Genomic DNA, 26,026 nt, shown 5'->3' on the forward strand with positions numbered 1-26,026 from the left:
GATCTTTGAGTGAGGAAACCGCACCATGACCGATACGCTTGTTAACCTGGCCAGCCCGGAGAAGCTGTTCATCGGCGGCGACTGGTCCAGTTCTTCCGGCACGGATGGCATCGACATCATCTCGCCGTCCACCGAGGAAGCTGTCGGCCGCGTGGCCAAGGCGACGACGGCGGACATGGACCGCGCGGTCGCGGCGGCACGCGATGCTTTCGACAATGGGTCCTGGCCCAGGCTGTCGGGGCCGGAGCGCGCGGCGGTACTGCGCCGCATAGCCGAGGAGATGGCGAAGCGTAGCGATGATTTCGCCCGTGCCTGGTCGCTCCAGGTCGGGATGCCCTTTGCCCAGTCTTCTGCCACGGCCCCCTATATGGGCGGCTATTTCACCTATTATGCCGACATGATCGAGAAGGGATTCGAAGAGGTCCGCACGCCGATGATGGGCGGTCATGCCATCGTCGTGCGCGAGCCGGTAGGCGTCGTCGTCGCCGTCGTGCCGTGGAATGCGCCGCTTGCCACGCTGGCGCTGAAGGTCGCGCCCGCGCTTGCGGCGGGCTGCACGGTCATTGCCAAGCCTTCTCCCGAAACGCCGCTGGAGGCGCTGATCCTCGCCGAGTGCATTGCTGCGGCGGGCGTGCCGGATGGCGTCTTCTCCGTCCTCACCGCCGACCGCGACGTGTCGGATTATCTCATCCGCAAGCCCGAGGTGGACAAGGTGAGCTTTACCGGCTCCACCGCCGCAGGTCTCCACATCGCGTCGGTGGTAAGCGCCCGGGGCGGACGGATCACCACCGAGCTGGGCGGCAAATCGGCCGCGATCGTCCTGGACGATGCTGACATCGCCAAGGTGGTCGAAGGTATCATGCCCAATCTCGTCGGTCTGTGCGGGCAGCAGTGCGCGGCCTTCAGCCGCATCCTCGTGCCGCACACGCTGAAGGGTGCGGTTACCGACGCGCTCGCCGCCGCCATGCAATATGTCAGGATCGGCGATCCCTTCGCCGAAACGACCGACATGGGCCCCCTCGTCACGCGCGACCAGCATGGGCGCGTGTTCGGCTATATCGAAAAGGGCAAGGCGGAAGGGGCAAAGGTCGTGACCGGCGGCAGCCGTCCGGCGCATCTCGACAAGGGCTGGTACGTTGAGCCGACCCTGTTCACCGACGCGACCAACAGCATGACCATCGCGCGCGAGGAGATTTTCGGCCCGGTCGGCACGATCATTCCCTATGGCAGCGAGGAAGAGGCGATCGCCATCGCCAATGACAGCAATTACGGCCTGTCGGGCGGCGTGTTCACTCAGGATGTCGAGCGTGCCTACGCCGTGGCCCGCCGTATCCGTACCGGCAATTTCGGGCATAATGGCCGCGTCATCGACTACACCATCCCCTATGGCGGCTTCAAACAATCGGGCGTCGGCCGGGAGGGCGGCATCGAGGGCTTGCATGGCTTTACGGAAGTGAAGGCGATCTTCATGAAGGAACTGCCGGCCCATCTGCGTTGATGGCCGCCGCACCACCCCCTGTCGCGCGGAACGATTGGCCGGGCAACTACCGGGCGTCGAACGCCTGGTGGTCGGTCCTGGTTCTCTCCGTCTTCCAGGTCGTTTCCATGATCGACCGTCAGACCATTTCGGTCCTGATCCCGGAAATGCGGGCCGATCTCGCGCTCAACGATTTTCAGATCGGTCTGGTTCAGGGCCTTGCCTTTGCCCTCTTCTATGGCGTCATGGGTCTCGTCATCGGGGCCATGGTGGATCGCTATTCGCGCCAGAGAATCATGTTCGCGGGCGTGGTGCTATGGTCGCTGGCCGCCACCGGCACGGGCCTGGCGCGCAATTATGCGGAGCTGTTCATCGGCCGCCTGTTCGTGGGCTTCGGCGAAGCAGCGATCGCGCCGGCGGGACAGTCGCTGCTGTCGTCCATATTTCCGCGCCATCGGCTGACCACGCCGATGGCCTGCTTCACCGTGTCCGGAGTGCTGGGAATATCGCTGTCCTACGCGCTGGGCGGCAATCTGCTCGACCGCTTCACCGCCAGCCCGCTGAGCGGCCCCCTCGCCGGCCTTGCCGCCTGGCGGCAAGTGCTGGTGGTGACGGGCCTGCCCGGCCTGGCCGTCGCGCTCCTTGCCTTCTCCATCCGCGAGCCCCGCCGGCGTTCCGCCCCTCCGCCTTCGGCCGAAGCCGCGACCTGGGGCGGGTTCTTTCGCTATATCGGGGACAATGCCAGGCTCATGCTCGGCCTCGTCCTCGGCTCGTCGATCATGGCCCTGGCGATACAGGGGACCATGATATGGACGCCGACTTATGCGCGCCGGACACTGGGGGTCAGTGCCGCCGAAATCGGAACAATGATGTCCGTGGCCGTGGCCGTTGGCGGCATCGTCGGCGGGCTGAGCCTGGGCCTCTTCATCGACCGCCGTTTCGCGCGCGGCGCCCGCGACATCGCGCTACGCCTGTCGGCGCTGTTCGCCTTTACCGTCCCCCCTGTCGTCGCCCTTGCCTTTCTGTTGTCAGATTTCAGGCTCCTGTTCGCGGCCGTGACCTTGATGATGATGACCATGGGAGCCTGCTTCGGCCCGACCATGGCCGCGGTCCAGATGGTCGTTCCTCCCGAGATGCGAGGCCGCTTCGCCGCACTGGTCGTGCTATGCTCCAACCTGTTCGGATTTGCGCTGGGCCCAATGCTGATTGGTTTCCTTACGGAATATGTCTTCGGCGATCCGGCGATGATCCGATATGCCATTGTCGTCTGCCTGCTCGTTGCGGGACCGGTGAGCGGCTGGCTGACGCGAGGGGCCCGGCAGGACTTCATCCGCCGTCTGGAAGCATGATGGCCCAGCGATCACAAATGTGGTGAAACAGGCGCGGCTCCAAGCTTCTGCTGAACATGCTCCCTCATCAGGCTACTCGTTCCGAAGCGGCCGCCCTGCCCGGGAGAAGAGTGTAATGACCACGACGATTCCTGCCCTGATGCGCGACGCCGCCCGGCGCCATGGAGATCGTGCGGCGCTCGTTTCCCAGGTGGACGGCCCGATCAGCTTCCGCGATCTGGACCGTCAGGCCGATCTGGTGGCGAAAGCGCTGGTAGCGGATGGCGCCATGCCCGGCGACCGCGCGGCGGTCTGGGCCCCCAATATGTGGGAATGGGTCGCCGCCGCCATCGGCACACAGCGCGCGGGCGGAGTCATGGTGCCGCTCAATACCCGGCTCAAGGGCGGGGAGGTCGCCGACATCGTGCGGCGCGGCGGGATCACGCGGCTGTTCGTCATCGGTCCGTTCCTCGGCCGCTATTATCCGGCCATGCTGCGCGACGAGAGCTTGCCGGATCTGCGCCGCCGCATCGTGTTGCGGGCGTCGCCGGACCAGCTCGGCCCCGGCGAGATACGGTGGGAGGACTTCATCGCGCTGGCCGACGGCACCAGCGACGCGGCACTGGCGGAACGTGAAGCCGGCGTCATGCCGGATACGCTGGCCGACATCATGTTCACCTCCGGTACGACGGGCGCGCCCAAGGGCGCCCTGTTCGACCACCGCCGTTCCCTGGGAGGCGGCCGGGCATGGTGCGAAATCGCGCAGCAGACGCCAGACGACCGCTATTGCGTGTTCGGTCCTTTCTCCCACAACGCGTCCTATAAAGCCGGCTGGGTCGCGGGCCTGATGAGTGGCAGCACGGTCTATTGGCCGGAAAGCTATGACCCGGTGAGCGTGCTCGACATGATCGCCAACGACCGCATCACGGTGTTGGCCGCGCCGCCCACCGTGTTTCAGCAGATACTGGACCACCCGAACTGGCGCGACTGGGACTTGTCCAGCTATCGCTTCATGTCGACGGGTGCGACGGTGGTGCCGATCGAACTGATGAAGCGGCTTCAGGCGGAAACCCCGATCCAGCAGATCTCGACCGGCTATGGCATGACCGAATGTTGCGGTTCCGCGACCCACACCCGGCCGGGGGATGCGATGGAAAGGATAGCCTACACCGTGGGAACGGCAATCCCCGGTACGGAGATCCGCATCGCCGGACCTGACGGCAAATCCCTGCAAGCTGGCACGCCGGGCGAGGTCCTGATCCGCGATAACAAGCTGCTGATCGAATATCTCGACAACCCGGAAGCGACGCGTGCCGCACTGGATGCGGATGGCTGGCTGCACAGCGGCGATGTCGGCTATCTGGACGTGGACGGCTATCTGAAGCTGACCGATCGGCTGAAGGATATGTACATCGTCGGCGGCTTCAACGTCTATCCGGCCGAGATCGAGAAGCAGATGTCAGGCCTTCCCGGCATCCGTCAGTCCGCGATCATCGGCATTCCCGATCAGCGCCTGGGCGAGGTCGGCCATGCCTTCATCGTCCGCTCCGCCGGTTCGACCATCGGCGCGGAGGAAATCATCGCCTGGAGCAAGGCGAACCTTGCCAACTACAAAGTGCCGCGCGGCGTGACCTTCGTGGATGAGCTGCCGATGAACTCCACCGGCAAGGTCATCAAATATGCCCTCAGGGAATTGATGAAATCGGTCTGACGGGGAGGGTGGTCGGGCGTTCAGGCCGTCGCCGCTGGCGCCTTCCCCTCCGACTTTTCGAAGCGGCGCAAATAGTCGAACAGGTCGCGCGGGATGCGTTTCCGGCCCGGATTATACCAAGGCAGGAAATTCTTCATTAGTTGCGGGAAAAAGACCCGCATCTGGAACTTCTTCAAGGCCTTGATGTCGCGGTCCAGCCGCGCCGTCCCGGCTTCATCCATGGCCTGCCTGTCCTGTTCAATCATGTAAGCGAACATCCGGCCCATGTAGCCCTGCAAATGCGCCATGGCGTAGATGCAGCCATAAATGCGATAGAAATAGCCGTTCCAGATCCTGCCCCACAGGCCGCGACTGTACAGCGCATGATAGATCTGGAAGCAGACCTCGCGATGCTCGAATTCCTCGGCCATGTGCCATTTCCACAATGCCACGGCATTGGGATCGGCACCCGCGACCAGATCGTCCATCCGTTCGAACCACATACCGCCCTGCACCGCACCCAGCGACTCAAATCCGTCCGCATAGGCCAGGTTGAACTTGAGCGAGCGCGTCCGGAGGAAGCCCTCCAGATCGTCGGCCAGCCGTTTTTCAAATTCGGCGAGTTTGGGATAGCCTTGCGCGGCGATCACCTTGTTGAACAAGCGATGCTGGCGAAAGTGCTGCGATTCCTGCCCGATGAAGGCCGCCATGTCGGCGCGAAGATCGGCCCTCGTGGCGGGCAGCTTGTCCTTGGCAAGCTGCAAGACCTTGATCAGCCATGGCTCGACCGGTGCCGGAATGATCGACGTGGCATTCTGATGCTGCGCAAAGGCGATATTGGGCGCCCAATGTGCGCGGATGCGTGAATAATCGATCCGGGGATAACGCACGATCATGGTCACGACGGGTCCTCTCCTCAATGGGATGCGGTAGCGTACCATCCACTTTTCCATACGCCACCAGATCGGGCGCACCGCCGCCGACGATCATGTTCGTGATGTCTCCGTCCCGTTCCTCCTCCGCCCGGCAAAGCGCATTACAAGACGAGAGGTCACGATGGAGGGAGCCATGAGCGTGGAAGAATTTCGCATCGACGTCCCGCAGCAGGTGCTCGATCACATCCACCGGAAGCTCGTCGACGGGCGTATCGGCTATGCGCCCGATGACGACGAGCGCTGGCGTTACGGCATGGACGCCCGCTATCTCACCGAGATCGTTGCCTACTGGCGCGACACATATGACTGGCGCGCGGAGGAGAGGAAACTCAACCGGTGGCCGCAATTCCGGTCCACCGTGGACGGCGTTCCCATCCATTTCTATCATATCCAGGGCGACGCCGATCATCCTGTTCCCATCCTCCTGACTCATGGGTGGCCGGGATCGGTGGTCGAGTTTCAGGAGGTGATCCCGTTGCTGGCGGAGGCGGGGTTCAGCCTTGTCGTGCCCTCGCTTCCCGGCTTCGGCTGGTCGGGCCGTCCACCCCGGCCCATCGGTCCCATGAAGGTCGCGGAGATGTGGCGCACGCTGATGGTCGACGTCCTGGGCTATGATCGCTTTTTCGCGCAGGGCGGTGACTTCGGATCAGCGGTCACGGTGCAGTTGGGTATCAACCATGCGGATGTCGTGGCGGCGATTCACCTCAACTTCTTCATGGCTCCGACGCCCGGGCCCGACGCCGACCCGGAACTGCTTCAGTATTGGGGCGCCGTCGCCAGGCTGATGGAGGCCGAAAGCGGCTATCATCACGAACATGCGACCAAACCCCAGACCATCGGCCTGGCGCTGCACGACAATCCGGTCGGATGGGCTGCCTGGGTAGTCGAGAAATTCTGGCGGTGGGGCGATACCAAGGGCGACATCGAAAGCCGCTTCGGCAAGGACCACCTCATCACGAACCTGATGAGCTACCTGGTCAACGATGCAGTCATGTCGTCGATCTGGATGTACTACGGAACCCAGAACGAGACGCGTCCATCGGGTCCGGTAACGGTGCCGACCGCGCTGGCCCACTTCCCCGGCGAATTCTATCCCATGCCCAGCCGCGCGCTGGCCGAGCGCCAGCATGACGTTGTGCGGATGACGCAGATGCCTTCGGGCGGTCATTTCGCGGCGATGGAGGAACCCGCCGCCTTCGCCCGCGACCTGATCGACTTTTTCGGGAGCCGCTCATGAGCGTCCTGTCCGTCGAGGAGGCGCGCGACGGCGTGATGCTGCTGACGCTCGACCGGCCCGCGCAGCGAAATGCGATCGACCTGGAGCTGCTGGATGCGCTGACGGAGGCGTTCGAACGCTTTCGAGGCGAGGCCATTTGGCGGGCGGCGGTCGTCACGGGGCGCCCGCCCGCCTTTTGCGCAGGGCTTGACCTCAAGACCTTTTCCGCGCCCGATGCGCCGCGTGAACGGGTGACGGCGCTGATCCAGTCCATTCCCCGGCTGGACAAGCCGATCGTCGCGGCGGTCAACGGCGCCGCCTATACGGGCGGGTTGGAAATGGCGCTCGGCTGCGACTTCATCCTGGCGAGCGAGGAAGCGCGCTTCGCAGACACGCATGCGAGGATCGGCGCCCTTTCGGGCAGCGGCATGGGATCGCGGCTGCCGCATGCCGTCGGCACGCGCTTCGCCCGGCAGATGATGTTGAGCTGCGAGCCAATCGACGCCGCGACCGCCCTGCGGATCGGACTGGCGAACGATGTTCTGCCGGCCGATCTCCTGATCCCGCGTGCGCTGGAGGTTGCATCGGCCATCGCGGCGCATGATCCGGACCTGATCCGCATCGCCAAATTCGTGCTGGATCGCGGCTCGGAGACGACGCTGGGCGATGCCATTGCCATAGAGGCGGACGCACTGGCCCGGCGCAAGGCGGAAGGCGCCATGTCCTGGACGGCTGGAGCCGCGCGCTGAAATGTGAGTAAAAACTGGTCCATCCCCGGCGGCCCCTGGAAGCCGCCGGGCCTTCATCAGATGCCCCAGAGGGTCGCGGCGTTCCCGCCCGTGATCTTGCGGGCACTTTCTTCGCCGACCTGATCGAAGATACGTTTCAGGATCGCGTCGGAATTGCCCATCACGCCTTCCGGGTGCGGATAATCCACCGACCACATCACGCGGTCAGCGCCGATGCGACCGATATTCTCCATCGCCACATCATCCTCCATGAAGGTGGTGTAGCAGTGGTTGTGCCAGTACCAGCTCGGCTTCTGCGCCAGCTTGGGGCGCAGTTCGGACGCATAATCGCGCGCGACCTTGTCGGCATTTTCCAGCGTACCGGGCACCCAGCTCGCGCCGCCCTCGGTAAAGACGACCTTCAAGCCGGGGAAACGGTCGAACACGCCGGAAAAGACCAGTTGGCCGAACAGGCCGGTGAAGGGCATGAGATTGGCGTTGAGGTTCGCGCCCAGCGATCCCCGTCCGTTGAACTGGATATAGGCGCCGATGTGGAAAGACAGGGGGAGCCCGCTTTCCTGGATGGCCTCCCACATCGGGTCCATGCTCTGGCTGTTGTAGCGCACGCCCTTGGGGCTGACCGGAATGTCGATCGCCTTGTACCCCAGCTGCCTCAGCTTCTGGAGATAATTCCGCGTCCGCTCCGGCCAGAGAAAGGTCGGCAGCAGCGCGACAGGAAAGAGGCGGTCCGGCGCGGCCTCCTTCCATTCGGCCGCCCACTCGTTGCACACATCGACGCAGCGGAACCAGAAATCCTTGTCGGCCATGCGGATAAGGCTGTTGAGACGGCCATGATAGACGATCGAGGCATCGATCCCCTCGGCATCCATGTCGGCCAGCCGCTTCGACACGTTCCAGTATCCTTCGCGCCCTTCCGGGAATGCCGGCGGCAGCCCGGGCACGTCATAGTCCTGGCCGTCGACAGTGAGGTGGAAACCCGTCTCGTCCTTCCAGTATCTGGGCGCGCGGTCCTTGTCGGTCCCCTTCAGCCGGTCTTCCCACAGGCCGGGCACCTCGATGAGATGGTCGTCGCTGGAAATGACTCGCAGGCCCTCGGGACGTTGCCACGCCGGTGCGGGTATCACCCGATCTCTGGGCCACGGCGTGGCAGTGAAATTGTTCATCCCTGTTCCCTCTTTGGTGATCGGCATTTCGCGATGAGGTGAGCGGCCCGTCGTCTTCGGCACAACATCGTCGAGCCATTCCCGATGCCGTTCGCCCGATCCCGAAAGGATAGCGGAATCGGCCGCCACTATACGGAGCGAGTGCTGGGGATGAGAAGACGGATGCCGCTGCACACAGCGTCGAGGGACGACAATTCAGAACCTTGATGGATTGTGCGGTATGTCGCCCCGGAGATCGTTTTCTCTGGAGATTATTCAGGAATGCTGAAAAGTAATTTTGAAAATTGCCCGATTATACCCCGGATTTTCGAAGTGTAAGGTGGCATAAACGAAAACGGATGAGAGAGGACGGCAGCGTCCCGGCCGTCCCAGCAAGTGGAGTGAAGCATATGCTGACCGAGGATGCCGTCGCGGCGGGCGACGCAAGACTGACCACCCGCCCTCTGACCGCCGGCTTCGGGGCCGAAATCGTCGGAGTCGATCTCACCGCGCCGCTCGATGAGGGCACCGCGGCCGCGATCCGGCAGGTCTGGATCGATAAGGGACTTCTGCTCTTCCGCAGCGCCGCCAATGACGACGAAGCGCAGATGCGGCTGAGCCGCCTCTTCGGCGAGATGGAGCCGGCCGCCACCGCCGACATGAACGATCCTGATAACAAGTTCATGATGACGCTGGCCTATGATCCGGAGGACAACGCCCCCCGCTTCCAGCAGCATTACAATGTCGGCGGCATCGACCGGGCCGGCTGGCTCGGCTGGCATTGGGACCAGAGCTTCATGCCGACGATCGTGCGCGGCGCGGTGCTGCGCATGGCCGAACCGGCGAGCGAGATGGGCGAGACGGGCTTCATCGACGCGATCGAAGCCTATGACCGCCTCTCCCCCGCGCTGAAGCAGAGGATCGAGAATCTGGAAGTCGTCTATCAGTTCAATCCGGATTTCGCCTCCGGCCAGTACGGCTTCCCAAAGGATATAACCGCCCTCCCCCGCGAGCGGGTCAGTTCCGAACCGGGTTACGATTTCCCGCCGGTCGTGCATCCGATGGTTATCGTCCAGAGGGAAACGGGACGAAAGGTCCTGAAGCTGTCCCCCATGCATGCCCGCTACATATTGGGCATGGAGAAAGCGGAAAGCGACGCTCTGCTGACCGAGGTGGCCGAGCACCTCGTGGATCCGGCGTTCGCCTATTTCCATGAATGGCAGAAGAACGACATGGTGGTCTGGGACAACTGGCGGATCATCCACGGCGCCAACGGCGTTCCCCTGCATTGCAAGCGGCTCGCACGACGCACCACCATCATGGGCGATTACAAGGTCGGTCGCTATCTCGATCCCACCCTGGACCGGGACCGGGAAGTGAAGCGGCTGATCGATTGAGCGGGCGCGGACGGGTCCGGCCTCGCCTCACCGTCCCGTGAACTGCGGCGGCCGCTTGCCCATGAAGGCGGCGGTCGCCTCGCTGTAATCCTGCGTCATCGTGCCCAGTATCTGCGTCCGGTTTTCCGCCGCGACAGCCGCTTGATACGATGATGCGTCCAGGTTCTCCCACATCAGCTTCTTTGTTTCGGCAACGGAATAGGGACTGTTGGCCAGCACCGTTCGGGCATAGGCGATGGCGTGGGGCAGCAGGCTGTCTGCCTCTACGAGCGCGCGGACAAGTCCCGTCCGCTCTGCCTCCTCGGCCTCTATGGGTCGCCCGGTCAGCAATATGTCGAACGCACGCGCCGCGCCGATCATGCGCGGCAGCAAATAACTGATCCCGCTTTCCCCGCCGGTCAGGCCGATACGCACGGCCGCGACCAGAAACCGCGCTGATGGCGTCGCGAGGCGGACATCGGCGGAAAGAGCGATGGCCATGCCCGCACCCACGGCGGGACCGTTGACGGCCGCGATCACGACTTTAGGCATGGCCCGGATGCGGCCGCCCATGCCCGCGAAGCGTTCCTGCCAAGCAAGCTTTTCAATGACGCCGCTGGTGCCTGCCTGATTGCGGCTGTTGGACGCCTCGAGGTCCTGGCCGGAGCAGAAGCCGCGCCCCGCCCCGGTGATGATCACGGCGCGGCAATCCCCATCGTCCGCCAGTTCATCCAGCAACGCATTGAGCCGCGCCACCGTCTCACGGGTCAGGGCGTTCATACGCGCGGGACGGTTGAGCGTGACGACACAGATACCAGATGCCGGCCGATCCAGCAGGATATCGTCGTCGTCGCTCATCGCCTGCTCCCCCTCATGCGATCTTGCCCGCGCATAGGCGAGGCAGGCCTTTCGTGCTGATCCGGTGAAGCAGGCGCCGCTTGCCGTTCTCGTTCGAATATTCAATGGGACTGGCGCAATGGACAGTGCCGAAATTGTCCCAGAGGACGATATCGCCCGGCCGCACCTTGTAACTGGTGCGATAGGCGGGTTCGACGATATGTTCGCGCAGTTCGCGGATGAGATCGGTCGCCTCAGCATCGTCCATCCCGTTGATCGCATAAGCCGTGCCCGACGTGAATATGCCGGGGCGCCCCGTGACCGGGTGAATCATGACGAGCGGGTGTTCGGGCGCGTCGGTCTTGCGCGGCGGGCGGTCCGGGTCCGGCTGCGTCTCGCCTTCTATCCAGGGCGCGCGCGCCAGTTCGTGCCGGGCGACGAGGCCGTCGATGCGCGCCTTCATGATTTCCGACAAATCCGCATAAGCGGCCGAGGTACTGGCGAAATGCGTCTCGCCCCCCTCGTCCGGCGCTTCCCTGCCGAACAGCATCGTCACCGCGCCCGGAACCGTCTCGTAGCTGCTGTCGGAGTGCCAGTGGACCGCGCCGTCGCGCATCGCCGCCGGGGTCGCGGCATCGTTGTTGATGCGGATGATCTCCGGATGTTCCGCATTGCGATGCTCGGGAATGAAGAATTCCAGCGGTTGCCCGAAGAAGCGCGCGAAACGGACATACTCCGAGTCGCTGAGCGTCTGGCCGGGAATAACGATCACACCGCGATCGAACAGGAGATCGAGAAGTGCCCGCATCGTCTCGTCGGACATATCCTCGGGCAGATTCAGGCCGCGCACCAGCGACCCGACCGCCGGAGACAGGTTGATGCTATCAAGAACCATGGATCGTCTGTCCGATATCGGCTGCCATTTCCTGTAGATTGGGGCTTTCCTGACGGACCGCACAAGGCGCGAGACCGGATCGCCACCTTTGTTCATATATGCGATCAATTCTCCAGCCGCCGCAGCAGGCACTCCTGCGCGGTCGAAGCGACGAGCCGGCCCGTCCGGTCAAAGATCTGCCCCGTCGCAAAGCCCACCCCCTCGCCGGCGGAGGGACTTTTCGTGTGGTGGAGCAACCACTGGTCGCTGCGTGCGGGGCCATGGAACCACAGCGCATGATCCAGACTGGAGATGAGCAGCGCCCGGCTGTTGGTGGGAAACTCATGCGGGACCGCGCTGACGCCCGCCAGCCAGTAGTCGCTCGCAAAGGCCAGCAGGCACTGATGCAGGCGCGGGTCGGCAAGAGCGTCCGCGCTCGGAAGGCGAAACCAGAAATCGCGCATCGGCTCTTGGGGACGACTTTTGAAATAGGTATCCGGCGCCACGGGCCGGAGTTCGACCGGCAGCGCACCGGCGAAATTATGGACCGCGGCCGCATTCAGCTCCGCCTGGTGATACCGCACATAATGCTGGACCGGCACAAGCGATTCGGGCGGCGGAACGGCAGGCATCGGCGCGGCCTGGTGGGCAAAGCTGTCTTCCGGTGCATGGAACTGGCACAGCAGCATGAAGACGAGCCGCCCCTCCTGATGCGCCGTGACCTGCCGGTTGGCGAAACGCCGGCTGTCGCGCAGGCGGGTCACGCGATATTCGAGCGGCCGCCCTGTATGGCCCGGCGCGATAAAATAGGCATGCAGCGACGTGAGCGGCATATCCTCGATCGTCCGCACTGCCGCGCACAGCGACTGTGCCAGGAGCCGCCCGCCAAAGACCGTGCCCAGATGGTTCGTGCTGCCGCTGCCCGCCACGAAAATATCCGGCCCACTCCCCTCGGCGAGGTTGAGGATGCTCGCGGCGGGCTCGCGCACGAAGTCTGTCTCGTCCAGCGCCCCGTCGGGCGCCGGCCACTTATCAATTGATCTGTCCATGCCCCGACTATGGGCCTTCGCATACGGCCCGGCCAAGACGGGCCCGGCTGATTTCAGCGTTGTGATGGCTGGGCCTGTTGGATGCCCGGATCATGCGCCATCTGGGGCCTGCGGCTCCGCAGCCTTGAATAGCAGGCGGGCCAGCGTGCTTTCGGCGGTCTGCGGGTCCGGCGGCTGGTCCGGGAAGAACCAGTCACGAAACAATACGGCCCCCGCCAGCATGCCGAAGGAGTAGCGCACGAGCAGTTCCGGGGCGACGTCGAACCGGAGCCCTGCCAGCTCATATTGCGAGCGCATGCGCGCGACCGCCCGCGCGAAATAGTCGTCAAGGCCGTGGACCGGCGCCATCTCCATTTCACCCGTCGATTTGACCAGCGCGAGAAGCAGGTCAGCATGATCCCGCAAAAATGGATAGAGCGCGTGGACGAACTGGGCGCTGCGCTGCTCGCGATCAGGCGGCAGCTCGTCGCTGACTGCCAAGAACTGGCTGAATCGCTCATTGAACGGAGCGATCACGGCCTCGGCGAACAGTGTCGCCTTGCTCCCGAAATTGTTGAAGATCAGCGGCGGCGCCACCTTCGCGACGTCAGCGATCTGGCGCGTCGTCGCCCCTGCGTAACCGCGCTCCGCAAAGACGCAGCGCGCGGCATCCAGGATCAGCGAGCGGATCTCCTCCGTCGATCTGCGACCCCGGCGCTTGGGGGCCGCGGTTTGCGGTGGCTCCGAAAAATCGCTCATCTGATCGTTTCGCCATTGTCTCTGGGGGGCTGCATCAGTTAAATATCATCTGGTATTTAGCATATGCCGATCAGGCTCGAAAAGTGCGAGAGGTAAAGACATGAGCGATCAGTATGACATGGTGATCCGTGGCGGCACAATCGTCGACGGGACTGGCGGGGTCCCCTATGTCGCGGATGTGGCGATTTCGCGCGGCGTCATCGCCGCGATCGGCCGTGTCGACGGCTCCGGACGCGAGGAAATCGACGCCAGGGGTCTTACCGTAACCCCCGGATTCGTCGACGCGCACACCCATTATGACGGCCAGATTACCTGGGAGAATCGCCTCGCCCCCTCGTCCGACCATGGCGTCACCACCGTTGTGATGGGCAATTGCGGCGTCGGCTTCGCGCCGGTGCGCGCGGGCGACCACCACCTCATGATCAAGCTGATGGAAGGCGTGGAGGACATCCCGGAGGTCGTCATGGCCGAAGGCGTGCCATTCAACTGGGAAAGCTTTCCGGATTATCTCAACGCTCTGGCGAAGCGCGAGGCTGACGTCGATTTCGCCACCCAGATCCCGCACAGCCCGTTGCGCGTCTATGTCATGGGCGAACGCGGCGCGAACCTCGAGCCGCCGACGCTGGAGGATCTCGCCGAAATGCGCCGCTGCGTGACCGAGGCGGTGCAGGCGGGCGCGCTGGGCGTCGCCAGTTCGCGCAATCTGTTCCACCGCTTCCGCTCGGGCGCCCTTGCGCCGTCCGTCACCACCGAACTGGACGAGGTACTGGCATTGGCGGAAGGCCTGCGCGACGCCGGAAGCGGCGTGTTCCAGTGCAATCCCAATCTCGACAACGATGCGGACACCGAAATGGCCCTGTTCCGGACCATTGCCGAGCAGACCGGCTGCCCGGTGACGTTCAGCCTCATCAACACCCCGTTCCGTGCGGAAAACTGGGCCGTTTATGTCGAGGCCGTCCGCAAGGCAGCGGCCGACGGGCTGACCATCCGCGCCCAGTTCATGCCGCGTCCCATGGGTGTTCTCTATGGGCTGGACCTCAGCTTCAATCCTTTCTCGCTAAACCCCAGCTTCCGCGAAATCGCCTCGCTCCCGCTTGAGGAGAAAGTTCGGCGCATGCGGGATCCGGAGCTTCGCGCCCGTCTGCTGGCGGAGGAACCGGAAGATGCGAATCCCGCCTTTGTCGCCCTGCTCAAGGCCACCGCCGCGCTCTATCGCATCTCCGACCCGGCCGACTACAATTTCGCACCCGACGACAGCCTCCAGGCCGAGGCGGCACGCCGGGGAGTCCCCGCCAGCAAAGTCATCTACGACGCGCTGCTGGAGGATGATGGCCGCGCGATCCTGTGCTCCTATTCCAGTGACGTTCCGGAATACCTGGAGAAGACGCGGGACCTTATCGGGCAGGATAATTTCATTCCCGCCCTGGGCGATGGCGGCGCGCATTACGGCATGATCTGCGATGCGGCCTACACAACCTACATGCTGACCGGTCGCCTGGATCGGGACGGCCTCGGCCTGCCCCGGATGATCCAGTCGCTGACGAGCCAGCCGGCCAGATCGGTCGGCCTCGAGGATCGCGGTATTCTAGCGGAAGGCTACAAGGCGGACATCAACATTCTCGACATCCCGAACATGGTGCTCCACCGTCCGCGCGTGAAGGTGGACCTGCCTGCGGGCGGCAAGCGTCTCTCCCAGAAGTCACAGGGCTATGTCGCCACCATCGTCAGCGGCACCGTCACTTACCGCGACGGCGAGGCCACCGGCGCGCTGCCTGGCCGCCTCGTTCGGGGCGTTCAGGCCGCACCGGAGGCGCAAAAGACGGCCCAGCGCGAAATCGCCTGATCAACCATATCGATGAAATGGGGCTGGGAGGGCGCAATCCCGCCCGGCCCTTCCATGGGCGGAGGCAAAGGGCGTGACAGACAGATTGCGGGTGGGAATCATCAGCGCCAACTGGAGCCTGAAAGTGCATGGCGCTGCCTGGCGGCGTATCGAGTGCGTCGAGGTTGCCGCCATTTGCACGTCCCGGCAGGAAACAGCGGAACGCGCGGCGCGCGAATACGATATTCCGAAGGCCTATTGGAACCATGAGGAGATGTCGGCCGATCCCGATCTCGACATCATCGACGTCGGGACGCGTCCGTCCTTCCGTTTCCCCATGGTCATGGCCGCCCTGCGCAACGGCAAGCATGTCTATGATGCACTGCCCTTCGCCGTCAGCACCGCCGATGCGGAGGCGATGCGCGACGCGCAGCTCGCCGCCGGCGTCGTCGGGACGGTGGACGCCCAGTTCCGCTGGTCCCCTCCGGCGCAGCAGATGAAGGCGATGATCGACAGCGGTTTCATCGGACGCCCGCTCGGCTTCAACGTGCAACTGATGCTGCCGCTGGTGGAGCATGAGGGCAAGCCCTATGCCTACAGCGCCTGTTCGGAGCATACGGATCCCTATTACTGGCTGGCGGAGAAAAGCAGTGGCGGCAGCGCATGGCGCAATTTCGCGACGCACGGCCTTCTGTTCCTCACCCATCTGATTGGCCCGGTCGAGGAAGCGACCGGCATGTTGACGACCGGCGTACCGGAGTGGTTCCTGCCCAATGGCGAGGTACTGCGTCCCGAGACGCACGACCTCGGCAGCGCGACGCTGCGCATGGCGAACGGCGCGATCGGCAGCCTCCAGGCGGGGTGGTGCGTGCCCGACACGGAAGGCTGGCGGGTAGAGATCTGGGGCGATCGCGGCCGGCTGCTGCTGGTCGACAACAGCTTTGGAAACCTCCTCTCCGCAAAGCTCTATGCGGGCGACGCGCGCCTCCTCACTTATGGCGAACGAACCTGCCGGGAAGTGACGATCGACCCGGCGTATTATGCCGTGCCCGGAACGATTTCGGGCGAGACGGCGCCTCGTCCGTTCGTCGCCATGGACTGGATGTTCTCCCACATGGCTGACGCCATCCGCAACGGCCGGGAAGGTTCGCCGAGCTTTACGGAGGCGGCCGCAGTGCACCGCGTTGTGGAAGCGGTGGAGCTGGCCAATGCGGAGCGGCGATGGGTCCGCATAGCGCAAAGTCTTTAAATTTGAATCGTCATTGCGAGGAGCGAAGCGACGAGGCAATCCAGAGCGCGCAAACGCCGCCCCTGGATTGCCGCGGGCCTGGCGGCCCTCGCAATGACGAATGTGCAGATTAGATGCCGAACCAGACGCCTGACCGGTAAATTGGGGGGAGAGTTTTTTCTGACGGACGGCCTGGCTAAGGTGGTTGCTATTCGGGCGCTGCCGCGACCATGCGGCACCAGTCATGCAGCCGCTGCCAGAGCTGCCGCCGCGTCGACGCGAAATTATGCATATGGGCCATGGTCGGCACGATGAAGATGGCTACGTCGCGCGATGCCCGATAAGCACCCGCTTCCGCATGGGGATCGGGGCAGGTGTCGCGCTCGCCATTGGCCACCAGCACCGGCACGGTAACGCGCGCCGCATCCTCCGCAAAGGCGCCGGGCAGCATCATCTGCACCGCACAATGCGGGATGGTGAGGCTCCCGAAATCAGGCGAGGTCCGGCGGATGGGATAACCGCCCTTCATGTCCTCATGGAGGATATCGTCAGGCACATCCTCCCAATGGAAGGCATAGCGATAATCGACGCCTTCATGGCTGGTCGTCTCGTGGCTGGTGATCTTGCCTTCCAGAACCGGCTCAAAACGCTCCTTGCCATGTTCGAATGCAGCCCGGTCGCGCTGGGGCAACGCGGTGTGGATCGCGCTCACCCCGCACGGCGCGATCGCGTCGAAGGTCGCGAAGCGGCCTTGTGTCAGGATCGACACGCCGCCGCCCATAGACTGGCCCATGCCCACCGCGAAGACGGAGGACAGCGCCGGAAAGTCCTTTACCACCGTGCCGGCGCGCAGCATCTCCAGTATCTGCCGCACGCAGCTATCGTGGGTGGCGGCCAGTGTCGGGAACGTGATCCGCGACAGATCGGGAATGGTGCTCTCACCCACGCCGATATGATCGACCGCGATGTAGATAGTGCCCCGTTCCGCGTGCCAGGACGCCTCGCTATAGCCTTCGTGACCGGAAAACCGGAGGTCGAAATAGCGGCGGGAGTAGCCGCCGCCCGGCGCCGCGAATATCGCGACCGGCCGCTCCGGCAGAAGAGCGGGATCGGGAAGGTAAAGGGTGACGGCCAGTTCGACGGGCTCGTCGAGGGCGGCCGCCTCGGTCACGTCGATGCGGCGCTCGATCTTTTGCATTTCTGAAACGCTCCCTATGTGGTTCTCAGCCGCCATGCGCCCCGCCGCCGGCGACCTCGATGCCGCGTCCCGTGATCATCGCCGCGTCGTCGCTCGACAGAAACAGGACGGTCGCGGCGATCTCCCACGGCTGCACGCAGCGGTGGATCACCTGATGCTCCGCCGCCACGTCCGCCTGCTGTTCCAGCGTGAACATGCCCGCGATCTGGGGCGTCGCGGTCAGGCCGGGCAGGACGCTGTTCACCCGGATATTGTCCTTGGCATGGGCGCAGCTGGCAAACTGGCTGAGGTGGATAACGCCGGCCTTGGCCGCCGAATAGGACGGGGGCGCGGACGGCGTGAAGATGCGGCCCGACATGGACGCCGTGTTCACGATGGTGCCGCCGCCATTGGCCTTCATCACCGGGATCTCGTGCTTCATGGCAAGGAAGGTCGAGGTCAGCGAGATCCGGATGGTCCAGTCCCAGTCGGCGAGGCTCAGATCCTCCAGGCTGCCGGGCTTTGCCGCCCCGACATTGTTGAAGGCATGACGAACCGGGCCATGCGCGGCGCTGGCCGCCTCGATCATCGCCTTGACGGACTCTTCGATGGTTGCGTCGGTCGGCACGAACCGCGCCTTGCCGCCCTTGGCGAGGATGGCATCGCGGACCGCTTCGCCCTTGCCCGCGTCCAGTTCCGCTATGGTGACGAGGGCGCCCTCCTCCGCAAAGGCATGGGCGGCGGCCTCGCCGATTCCCGAACCCGCTCCCGTCACGATCACTGAACGCCCTTCGAAGCGCCGCCTCTCCGTCATCTCATTCTCCTGTCGGCTGCCGGGTCATCCGGGCGATGCTGTCCTTGTCCTCACCCGCCCAGAACGCATTCCAGCTCTCGAAATCCTGCGGCAGGCGGGGCGGGGTCTCGTGTGCGGCCCAGCCGGTGAACGGCGCCGCGGGCCGCTCCTGCCAGTCGGCGGCGTACCAGTGCTTTTCCTGGCGCCGCACGAACAGCCATTCGCCGCCGCGCCGCTCATAAGTGTCGAAATAGGCGATCGCCATGATCACCCATTTGCCGTCATCCTCATGCTCGGCGCGGCAATAGACGACGCCATGCGCATGATCGGCGTCGTCGAACTCGACACGATGGCCGCAAATCTGGTGGATTGAGCGGTAGAATGTCCTCACAGCCGGCTCGATGATGGACCGCAGCACGTCCCGGCCCGTCCCGCGCCGCCCGCAGTGGACGTCAGGGACGAACAGCTTCACCCACGCGTCCATGTCGCGGCCGTCCACCGCCAGCGCATAGCGCATCGGCAACTGCTGGATGGCGGCAAGCGATTCCAGCCGGTCGATGCGTTCGGCAAGGTCGGCGCTCATGCCAGTCGTTCCAGATTGGCCGGGTCGAACGGCAGGAAGGGCTCGTCGTTCCTCGCCTTGCTGAACCAGTTGGGGTCGTTGAGGATAGCGCGCCCCACTGCAACCAGATCGAATTCGCCCCGTTCGAACCGCTCGGTCAGCAGCGGCAGATTGTTCACCGACTGCTGGCTGTCGTCGATATGCCTCGCATTTCCCCTGGCCTTGTCGAGCGCGACACCGCCCACGGTCATCGAGGCCTTGCCGGTCAGCTTCTTGGCCCAACCCGCCAGATTGAGCGGCGAGCCTTCGAATATCGGCGTATCGAAATAGCGCTGGCTGGCATCGAACAGGTCCACCCCCGCATCGGCGAGCGGCCCGATCAGCGCCCCCAGCGCATCCGGCGTTTCCGCCAGCACCGCGCGATAATCCTGCATCTTGAACTGGGAAAAGCGCAGGACGATCGGCATGTCCTCGCCCACTTCCGCGCGGATCGCCCTGACCACCGCGACGCCGAACGCTGCGCGCCGCTCGGGATCGCCGCCCCACCGGTCCTCGCGCCTGTTGGTATAGTCCCAGAGGAAGGTATCGATAAGATAGCCGTGCGCGCCGTGGATCGCGATACCGTCCACGCCCAGTCCGGCGGCGTTGCGGGCGGCGGCGGCATAGGCTGCGATCACGTCCGCAATGTCGCTGTCCGACATTTGCGGCATCGGCGCCAGGCTCTCTTCGCGTCCTTCCGGCCGGAACGAGATGACCCCGTCGGGCGGACCCCATATGCCGGACGGGCGCATGGGATTACCCGTGCCGGAGCCGGCATATTCCACATTCCACATCGGCCCCTGATGCCAAAGCTGGGGGATGATGCGCCCGTCCGCGGCATGGACCGCATCGACGACCTTCTTCCAGCCGGCCAGCGCCTCCGCCCCGTCGAGCCGCGGGACGTCCGGATGGTCCGCGGCGGCATAATGCGGCAGGGCCACTCCTTCGGTCAGCACGGCGCCCAGCCCGGTGGCGGCGCGGCGCGCATAATAGCTCGCAACCTCATCGGTAGGCACGCCCAGCGGCGAGCGATAGCGCGTCATCGGCGCCATCAGAACGCGGTTGGGCAAGGTCAGACCGCGCAGCGTGAACGGTTGCAGCAGGGGATCGATAGCGCTCATCTTACGTTTCCCGCTCATTCGCCCGTGAACGACGGAGGCCGCTTCTCGACGAAGGCCGCGCGCCTTTCGGCAGAATCGGCCGTGGACTGGCTCATGAAGATCGCGCGGTTCTCCATCTCGATGGCCGTTTCCAGGCTCGGCGCGTCGACATTGTGCCACATGGAGCTTTTCGTGACGGCGATCCCGATGGGACTGTTCACCATCACCGCATCCGCCAGCTTCAGCGCTTCGTCCATCAGCGTATCATCGTCGACGCAGCGCAGCACGAGGCCGATCCGCGCGGCCTCCTCCGCCATGAGGGGGCGTCCCGTCAGCATCAGCTCGGCCGCGCGTTGCATCCCGACGAGGCGGGGTAGCATATAGCTGAACCCCATTTCGTGGCCCGTCCCGGCATTGTGGAACGCGTTGACGAATTTGGCGGAGCGCGCCGCGATGGTCATGTCCGCCGCGATGGCCAGCGCATAGCCCGCACCCGCCGCGACGCCGTTCACCGCGCAGATGACCGGCTGCGGCAGGGCGCGCATCCGGATCGGGATCTGACCGAGCTTGTCCATCACCCGCCGCTGAAACTGCGCCTTGCCGAGGCCCTTCGCGACCCAGTCGGGCGTCCCGCCGGCGCGGATGTCATGGCCTGCGCAAAACGCGCGGCCCGCGCCCGTCAGCAGCACGACGCGCACGTCATGGTCGTAGCGGACCGCCTCGAGATGATCGATCAGCTCCGCATACATGGAAAAGGTGAGCGAGTTGAGCGCATCCGGGCGGTTCAGTGTCAGGCGGCATATGCCCTCCGCCGGTGCATCGCGGACTATGTCGCCCATGTAGGTCCTGTCCTTCCCATTTTGCTCTGGCTGCCAAGGATGTGGACCATTGCCGGTCAAAATGCGAGCAGTCGGAACGGCCCGCCGCCGCGCGCGAGGGGGCATATCACGGTTGTGAAGAAGCGCCTGCCGGGCTTGCCATTGTCGAGACCCGACGCGAGGGAACAGGACCATCGTCAAGGTGAAGCATGTCCAGACTGCCGCTCGAAAAGATTCGCGTCCTCGATCTCACCCGCGTGCTGGCCGGTCCCTTCGGGTCGCAAATACTGGCCGACATGGGTGCGGACGTGATCAAGATCGAACGACCGGGGGCTGGCGACGATGCCCGCATCTTCGGCGAACCCTATCTACGCAACGCAGACGGCGAGGCGACGCGGGAAAATGCCTTTTACTTGTCCGTGAACCGAAACAAGCGATCGGTGGCGCTCAACATCGCCAAACCGGAAGGGCAGGCGCTGATCCGCGAGCTGGTGAAGTCCAGCGACGTGGTGATGGAAAATTACAAGGTGGGCGACCTCAAGCGGTACGGCCTCGACTATGAGAGCCTGAAGAGCATCAATCCGGGCATCGTCTATTGCTCCGTCACCGGCTATGGCCAGACCGGGCCGCTGGCGGCCAAGCCGGGCTATGACGCCGTGTTTCAGGGCGAATGCGGCCTGATGAGCGTGACCGGCGTTCCCGAGGGCAAGCCGGGCGCGGGACCGATGAAGGTGGGGCCGAGCATCATCGACCTCTTCACCGGCCTGAACGTCGCCAATGCCATTCTCGCCGCGCTCTATCATCGCGATGCCAATGGCGGGGAGGGCCAGTATATCGACATCGCCCTCCTCGATTGCGGCGTGTCGGCGCTGTCCCATTACGCCCAGATCTACCTGACCTCCGGCGAAGTGCCGGTTCGGCGCGGGACGCAGGGCAACGGCGGCATGCCGACCAGCATGTTCCCGTGCAGCGACGGTGCGATCATGATCACCTCCGGCAACGACAAGCAATATGTCGCGTTATGCGACGCGGTCGGCCACCCGGAACTGGCCACGCATCCGCGCTTCCACACCAATGTCCTCCGCGTGGCACACCGTGACGAAATCACGGAAGTGTTCAATGCGATCTTCGCCACCAATACGGCGGATTACTGGCTCGAAAAGCTGGGGGCGGCCGGCATTCCCAGCGGACCGATCAACGACCTGGAGCAGGTATTCGCCTATCCGCAGGCCATGCATCGCGGCCTGCGCGCCCGCGCGCCGCATCCGTTGAAACCCGATCTGGACGTGATCCGCAGCCCGCTCAATTTCTCCGAGACGCCGATCACCGACTATCGCGCGCCGCCGATGCTGGGCGAGCACACGCGCGAGGTTCTGGCCAAGGAACTGGGCCTGGACGAGGCCGCAATCGACGGCCTCGCCAGCTACGGGATCATCTGACCGTCCAGCAGGCGATCCGATTCAGACATAGCCGCGCCGCGTGCGATAGGCCTCGAACCGCGCCGCCAGCCCCTCCTTGCTGAGGCCGAAGTCCGCCGGGTCGTGCTTGGCGCCCTGGACAGCCCGGCGCGGATGCGCGTCGAGCCAGGCCTGCATCGCCGCCGCCGTCTCCGCCGTCAGGGCGAGGCCAAGCTGATCGTAGATCGAGCGGATGGTTGTCATCTGGTCCCGCGTGAAATCGCGGAACTCCACGTCCACGAAGACATTGTCGCTCTTGGCCCGCACCGCCTCGGCCCGCGCCAGCGCCTGCGCCCACACCTCCGCCTCGCGCCGGCCGACATCGGCGGGATCGGCCTTGTCGCCGCAAAAGGCGCGGCGGGCGGAAAAGATGAGGTTGCTCACCGACGGCATGGCATCCACCGGATCGCGATGCGTCTGTATCACCATCGCATCAGGAAAGACGTTCAGCACCTCCTCGAGCGAGAAGAGATCGGTCGGGTTCTTGAGCAGCCAGCGCCGGTCATCGTCCGCCCCGATCAGGCGCAGCACGTCCGCCAGCCAGCGATAGCTGTCCGTATCGTCGCGATCCCGATACCAGCGGTCGTAGTTCGGCACGTTCCACATTGACGGCCACATATTGCTGGCAAAGCTGGAGCCGAGTATGAACAGCGATTCCTCGATGCCCTCCGCGGTCATCATGTGATCGTCCGCCGCCTCCGGCGACATCGCGAGAAAGGCATCGAGGGCGGTTTTTTCCGCGCAATACCCCGGTATGTCATCCCATGTGTCGCGCGGCGGACGCGGCATGGGATAGACGGTCAGCCAATGCTCTGGCCCCTGGAACTGCGGATCGAGGGACATGAGGAGGTGCAGCGCGGTGGTGCCCGACCGGACTAGCCCGGCAATCACGATGGGCTGCCGGATCGCACTCTTCAGCACTTCCGGCCGCGCCTTGAAGCCCTGCACCGCCAGCGCCCGAGTATCGAGCGACTGGCCGATCCTGTAGGCGCTGGCCTGCGCGCAGGCGGAATCGAGGTCCAGCATCCGGATGTCGGACAGGAGCAGGTCCAGCCCCTCCCGGAACGAGGGATCGCCGAAATCGGACAGGCCGGTGCGCTCCGTCGATGCGGCCAGCATGGCCTCGGGCGTCAGCAGGCTGCCGCTGTCGACGGTTGCCTGACTGCTCATGCGGCGCTCCAGGGATCGACGTGGATCTTGGTCTCGTTGGCACCCGCGCGCAGGGACTCGAACACGTCCGGGAAGGCGTCCAAGGCAACGATGCGCGAGACCATTGCGCGCGGCTCGACATGGCCGGCGGCCAGCGTGTCCGCGCAATGCTGAAATTCCCGCAGGTCATAGGCAAAGGAGAATTTCATCGTCACCTGCTTCCAGGTCGCTAGCGACGGCAATATGGGATCGGGCGCCGTGCAGAAGCCCAGCGAAACTACGGTGCCGCCCGGGCCGACCAGATCGACCGCCTTCTGTGTCATGCCGACCGCACCCGCGCATTCGAACACGATCTCCGGCATCCCGCCCAGCGCGGCGAAGACACGTTCCGTCTCGCCCTCGCTTAGCGCCTCGAAACTTTGCGCGCCCATCTGCATGGCGAGGTCCGCCCGCCGTTCGGAGCGGGAGATGGCGACGATCTTGCCGGCGCCCAGCAGTCGTGCCCAATAAATGACCGAAAGGCCGATTGATCCGGCGCCCAGCACTGCCACGCGCGCGCCCGGTTGCATCGCGCCCAGCCGCACCCCGCGCAGGCCCACGGCCAGAGGCTCGACCAGCGCGCCGTCCGCTAGTGACAGGGACTGAGGCAGGATGATGGAACCGGGCGCGGCGATGCGCATATATTCGCCAAAGCCGCCGACGACGCCCTGCATCTGGAAACAGGCCATCGGATAGCCAGCAAGGCAGGGCGTGCAATGGCCACAGCCCGCCACCGGCATCGCGGTTACGAACTGGCCGACCTTCAGATTCTCAACGCCCGCGCCGACCGCCACGACCTCCCCGCAATATTCATGGCCGATGACGCTGTCGGTCGGAGCGTCGTTGCCATGACCGGAAGTCATGTGAAGGTCGGTGCCGCACACGCCGCATCGCTGCACCTTGATCACCGCCTCGCCCGCGCGCGGTTCCGGATCGCGCAAGGTTTCCACGACCAGCGGCGTGCCGGCACCTTTGAAAACAGCTGCCCTCATGACCTTCTCCTCAACTGCCGCGAGAGCGGTCTACTTGCCGACGACATTGCCCGCAGGGCCAAAAGCATGGCAAGACGGCGACGTAGTGATCGCAATCATGATGTTGTGCCGGAGCCTTGCACCGGCCCGGCATCGGCTTCACGAAAACAGGCTCGCCACCGGAAAGCTCGAATGCCGCACGTCACCTACATCACTGCCGAGGGGGTCGCGCAGACGGCCCAGGGGAATGTCGGTCAGTCGGTCATGGAGGTCGCCAGACGCAATGGCATAGAGAACATCGTCGCCGAATGCGGCGGGTGCTGTGCCTGCGCAACCTGCCATGTCTATGTCGACGAAAAATGGCTGAAAGCTGCTGGCCCTGCTTCTGCCGACGAAGCCGAAATGCTCGACTTCGCGTTCGATCGACGGCCGGAATCCCGGCTGTCCTGCCAGATTAGACTGAGTCCGGCGCTGGACGGCCTCATCGTCCGCACCCCGGATCGACAGAACTGAGCAGCGACAGCCGCCGGAGCGCGGCGAGCGCCTCCTGCTCCCCCTCGCACCCCGCCCGGGCGGGATTGAATTCCGCCTCGACCAGCCCCTTCCGGCCGATCCGCGCGAGCGCTGCCATGACCGGCGCGAAGGCAATGGCGCCGGCACCGGGCTCCACGCGCCCCGGCATGTCGGCGATCTGGACGCCCGCGAGCACGTCCGCATGGGCCAGTATCGCCGCGGCCATGTCATCGCCCGCGCAATGGCAGTGACAGCTTTCAAGGATCAGGCCGAGTCGCAGCACCCCCGCATCAGCCGGACCACATCGGCTACGGTCTCGACAAGCACGCCGGGCGCCCGCGTCCGGTTCACAGCCTCCAGCGCGATCCGGAACCCCCTGCCTGAGGCGAGTTCCGCCGCTCTCCCAAGATTTTCGCTCGCACGCGCGATCTGCTCCCCAGCGGAGCGCCCGAATCGAGCAGGATGACATTGATCAGGCCGCCTTCCACGCGCTCCGCCGCCGCCAGCGTCTCGTGGAGAGCCGCGCCGACATCGGAGATAGGGCTGCCCCAGAAGAATGGCGGTTCCCGTCCCGGCATGGCGTGGGTGAAGCTGCCCATTGCCAGCCCATGGTCGCGCAGCGCTTTCCCCATGCGGCGCTGGACGTCCGGCGGTCGTCCCTTGAGCCCGTTGTCGCTGATTCCCGCGAAACCCGCCCTCGCCGCACAGGCGATCTGGTCAACCGGGTCGATAGTCGTCTGTGAACAAAGCGATGTTCGTATGGGGCCGGTTAGCCCGCGCCCTTCAGCCGTACGGATGGCATTGCCAGGTTCAGGCAGCGGCCATTTTCCGCTGTGCGGCAGGGTAACCGGGGCAGATCCCGGGGCATTTATGCCTGAGCTGCGATGACGAGGTCTGGCAACCAGGGAATGTGTCGTGCTTTGGGAACGGCGAAGCGGCAGCCGAGG

General features: G+C 64.6%; 25 protein-coding genes. 10 read left to right on the top strand and 15 right to left on the bottom strand.

The window, feature by feature from the left end; translation table 11 throughout:
- The first annotated feature begins 25 nt into the window (after positions 1-25).
- From IEX32_RS11225 to IEX32_RS11235, 3 genes are all read left to right on the top strand, one after another.
- A complete protein-coding gene (locus tag IEX32_RS11225) occupies positions 26-1,498 on the top strand; it encodes an aldehyde dehydrogenase (RefSeq protein WP_188771525.1) in 1,473 nt (490 codons plus the stop codon).
- Positions 1,498-2,826, top strand: coding sequence for an MFS transporter (locus IEX32_RS11230; protein ID WP_188771527.1), 1,329 nt, complete (start codon positions 1,498-1,500; stop codon positions 2,824-2,826). The genes IEX32_RS11225 and IEX32_RS11230 overlap by 1 nt, the downstream gene beginning before the upstream one ends.
- Positions 2,827-2,941: 115 nt before the next feature.
- On the top strand, positions 2,942-4,516 hold the full coding sequence (locus tag IEX32_RS11235; RefSeq protein ID WP_188771529.1) for an AMP-binding protein: 1,575 nt from the start codon (positions 2,942-2,944) through the stop codon (positions 4,514-4,516).
- A gap of 20 nt (positions 4,517-4,536) precedes the next feature.
- On the opposite strand, the gene IEX32_RS11240 is transcribed toward IEX32_RS11235, so the two are convergent.
- On the bottom strand, positions 4,537-5,391 hold the full coding sequence (locus IEX32_RS11240; protein ID WP_229736325.1) for a metal-dependent hydrolase: 855 nt from the start codon (positions 5,389-5,391) through the stop codon (positions 4,537-4,539).
- A gap of 172 nt (positions 5,392-5,563) precedes the next feature.
- Here IEX32_RS11240 and IEX32_RS11245 point away from each other — a divergent pair, with 172 nt between their 5' ends.
- The gene (locus tag IEX32_RS11245) at positions 5,564-6,667 is read left to right on the top strand and encodes an epoxide hydrolase family protein (protein ID WP_188771533.1); all 1,104 of its coding nucleotides are present in this window, start codon (positions 5,564-5,566) and stop codon (positions 6,665-6,667) included.
- Positions 6,664-7,395 carry an enoyl-CoA hydratase-related protein gene (locus IEX32_RS11250; protein WP_188771535.1) on the top strand — a complete coding sequence of 244 codons (732 nt, stop codon included), beginning with the start codon at positions 6,664-6,666 and terminating at the stop codon, positions 7,393-7,395. Before IEX32_RS11245 ends, IEX32_RS11250 begins: the two co-directional genes overlap by 4 nt.
- A 56-nt stretch (positions 7,396-7,451) precedes the next feature.
- Here IEX32_RS11250 and IEX32_RS11255 read toward each other — a convergent pair whose 3' ends face one another.
- Positions 7,452-8,558, bottom strand: coding sequence for an amidohydrolase family protein (locus tag IEX32_RS11255; protein WP_188771538.1), 1,107 nt, complete (start codon positions 8,556-8,558; stop codon positions 7,452-7,454).
- A 389-nt stretch (positions 8,559-8,947) separates the two neighbouring features.
- Between IEX32_RS11255 and IEX32_RS11260 the strand changes: the two genes are divergently transcribed.
- Complete coding sequence (locus IEX32_RS11260) at positions 8,948-9,934, top strand: TauD/TfdA dioxygenase family protein (RefSeq protein WP_188771541.1); 987 nt, start codon at positions 8,948-8,950, stop codon at positions 9,932-9,934.
- 27 nt (positions 9,935-9,961) lie between these two features.
- Here the strand turns inward: IEX32_RS11260 and IEX32_RS11265 are convergent, their stop codons facing one another.
- From IEX32_RS11265 to IEX32_RS11280, 4 genes are all read right to left on the bottom strand, one after another.
- A complete protein-coding gene (locus IEX32_RS11265) occupies positions 9,962-10,771 on the bottom strand; it encodes an enoyl-CoA hydratase/isomerase family protein (RefSeq protein WP_188771543.1) in 810 nt (269 codons plus the stop codon).
- Positions 10,772-10,784: 13 nt separating this feature from the next.
- On the bottom strand, positions 10,785-11,645 hold the full coding sequence (locus IEX32_RS11270) for a TauD/TfdA dioxygenase family protein (protein WP_188771545.1): 861 nt from the start codon (positions 11,643-11,645) through the stop codon (positions 10,785-10,787).
- Between the two features lie 104 nt (positions 11,646-11,749).
- Complete coding sequence (locus IEX32_RS11275; RefSeq protein ID WP_188771546.1) at positions 11,750-12,673, bottom strand: acyl-CoA thioesterase; 924 nt, start codon at positions 12,671-12,673, stop codon at positions 11,750-11,752.
- A 90-nt stretch (positions 12,674-12,763) separates the two neighbouring features.
- Positions 12,764-13,411: a TetR/AcrR family transcriptional regulator gene (locus tag IEX32_RS11280; RefSeq protein ID WP_188771548.1), complete on the bottom strand. Its 648-nt coding sequence runs from the start codon at positions 13,409-13,411 to the stop codon at positions 12,764-12,766.
- Positions 13,412-13,511: 100 nt separating this feature from the next.
- Between IEX32_RS11280 and IEX32_RS11285 the strand changes: the two genes are divergently transcribed.
- Together IEX32_RS11285 and IEX32_RS11290 are read left to right on the top strand one after the other, a co-directional pair.
- Complete coding sequence (locus IEX32_RS11285) at positions 13,512-15,254, top strand: N-acyl-D-amino-acid deacylase family protein (RefSeq protein ID WP_188771549.1); 1,743 nt, start codon at positions 13,512-13,514, stop codon at positions 15,252-15,254.
- A gap of 73 nt (positions 15,255-15,327) precedes the next feature.
- Positions 15,328-16,482 carry a Gfo/Idh/MocA family protein gene (locus tag IEX32_RS11290; protein ID WP_188771551.1) on the top strand — a complete coding sequence of 385 codons (1,155 nt, stop codon included), beginning with the start codon at positions 15,328-15,330 and terminating at the stop codon, positions 16,480-16,482.
- A gap of 187 nt (positions 16,483-16,669) precedes the next feature.
- Here the strand turns inward: IEX32_RS11290 and IEX32_RS11295 are convergent, their stop codons facing one another.
- From IEX32_RS11295 to IEX32_RS11315, 5 genes are read right to left on the bottom strand one after another with little or no spacing between them, the layout of a single operon-like run.
- A complete protein-coding gene (locus tag IEX32_RS11295; RefSeq protein ID WP_188771555.1) occupies positions 16,670-17,659 on the bottom strand; it encodes an alpha/beta hydrolase in 990 nt (329 codons plus the stop codon).
- Between the two features lie 25 nt (positions 17,660-17,684).
- The gene (locus IEX32_RS11300; protein ID WP_188771557.1) at positions 17,685-18,452 is read right to left on the bottom strand and encodes an SDR family NAD(P)-dependent oxidoreductase; all 768 of its coding nucleotides are present in this window, start codon (positions 18,450-18,452) and stop codon (positions 17,685-17,687) included.
- Position 18,453: 1 nt separating this feature from the next.
- Complete coding sequence (locus IEX32_RS11305; RefSeq protein WP_188771559.1) at positions 18,454-19,014, bottom strand: nuclear transport factor 2 family protein; 561 nt, start codon at positions 19,012-19,014, stop codon at positions 18,454-18,456.
- A complete protein-coding gene (locus IEX32_RS11310) occupies positions 19,011-20,153 on the bottom strand; it encodes an NADH:flavin oxidoreductase (protein ID WP_188771561.1) in 1,143 nt (380 codons plus the stop codon). Before IEX32_RS11310 ends, IEX32_RS11305 begins: the two co-directional genes overlap by 4 nt.
- Positions 20,154-20,167: 14 nt before the next feature.
- Positions 20,168-20,971 carry an enoyl-CoA hydratase/isomerase family protein gene (locus IEX32_RS11315; RefSeq protein ID WP_188771563.1) on the bottom strand — a complete coding sequence of 268 codons (804 nt, stop codon included), beginning with the start codon at positions 20,969-20,971 and terminating at the stop codon, positions 20,168-20,170.
- Between the two features lie 188 nt (positions 20,972-21,159).
- Here IEX32_RS11315 and IEX32_RS11320 point away from each other — a divergent pair, with 188 nt between their 5' ends.
- Positions 21,160-22,389: a CaiB/BaiF CoA transferase family protein gene (locus IEX32_RS11320; protein ID WP_188771565.1), complete on the top strand. Its 1,230-nt coding sequence runs from the start codon at positions 21,160-21,162 to the stop codon at positions 22,387-22,389.
- 21 nt (positions 22,390-22,410) lie between these two features.
- On the opposite strand, the gene IEX32_RS11325 is transcribed toward IEX32_RS11320, so the two are convergent.
- Together IEX32_RS11325 and IEX32_RS11330 are read right to left on the bottom strand one after the other, a co-directional pair.
- Complete coding sequence (locus tag IEX32_RS11325; RefSeq protein ID WP_188771567.1) at positions 22,411-23,577, bottom strand: sulfotransferase family protein; 1,167 nt, start codon at positions 23,575-23,577, stop codon at positions 22,411-22,413.
- On the bottom strand, positions 23,574-24,587 hold the full coding sequence (locus tag IEX32_RS11330) for an alcohol dehydrogenase catalytic domain-containing protein (RefSeq protein ID WP_188771569.1): 1,014 nt from the start codon (positions 24,585-24,587) through the stop codon (positions 23,574-23,576). The genes IEX32_RS11325 and IEX32_RS11330 overlap by 4 nt, the downstream gene beginning before the upstream one ends.
- 171 nt (positions 24,588-24,758) lie before the next feature.
- Between IEX32_RS11330 and IEX32_RS11335 the strand changes: the two genes are divergently transcribed.
- On the top strand, positions 24,759-25,079 hold the full coding sequence (locus IEX32_RS11335; protein WP_188771570.1) for a 2Fe-2S iron-sulfur cluster-binding protein: 321 nt from the start codon (positions 24,759-24,761) through the stop codon (positions 25,077-25,079).
- Here IEX32_RS11335 and IEX32_RS11340 read toward each other — a convergent pair.
- On the bottom strand, positions 25,048-25,305 hold the full coding sequence (locus tag IEX32_RS11340; protein ID WP_188771572.1) for a hypothetical protein: 258 nt from the start codon (positions 25,303-25,305) through the stop codon (positions 25,048-25,050). The two genes, IEX32_RS11335 and IEX32_RS11340, sit on opposite strands and share 32 nt — an antisense overlap.
- 121 nt (positions 25,306-25,426) lie before the next feature.
- Positions 25,427-25,711: a hypothetical protein gene (locus IEX32_RS11345; protein ID WP_188771574.1), complete on the bottom strand. Its 285-nt coding sequence runs from the start codon at positions 25,709-25,711 to the stop codon at positions 25,427-25,429.
- Between the last annotated feature and the right edge of the window lie 315 nt (positions 25,712-26,026).

The organism is Novosphingobium endophyticum, assembly GCF_014640675.1.
In the GTDB taxonomy this organism is placed as follows: Bacteria; Pseudomonadota; Alphaproteobacteria; order Sphingomonadales; family Sphingomonadaceae; genus Novosphingobium; species Novosphingobium endophyticum.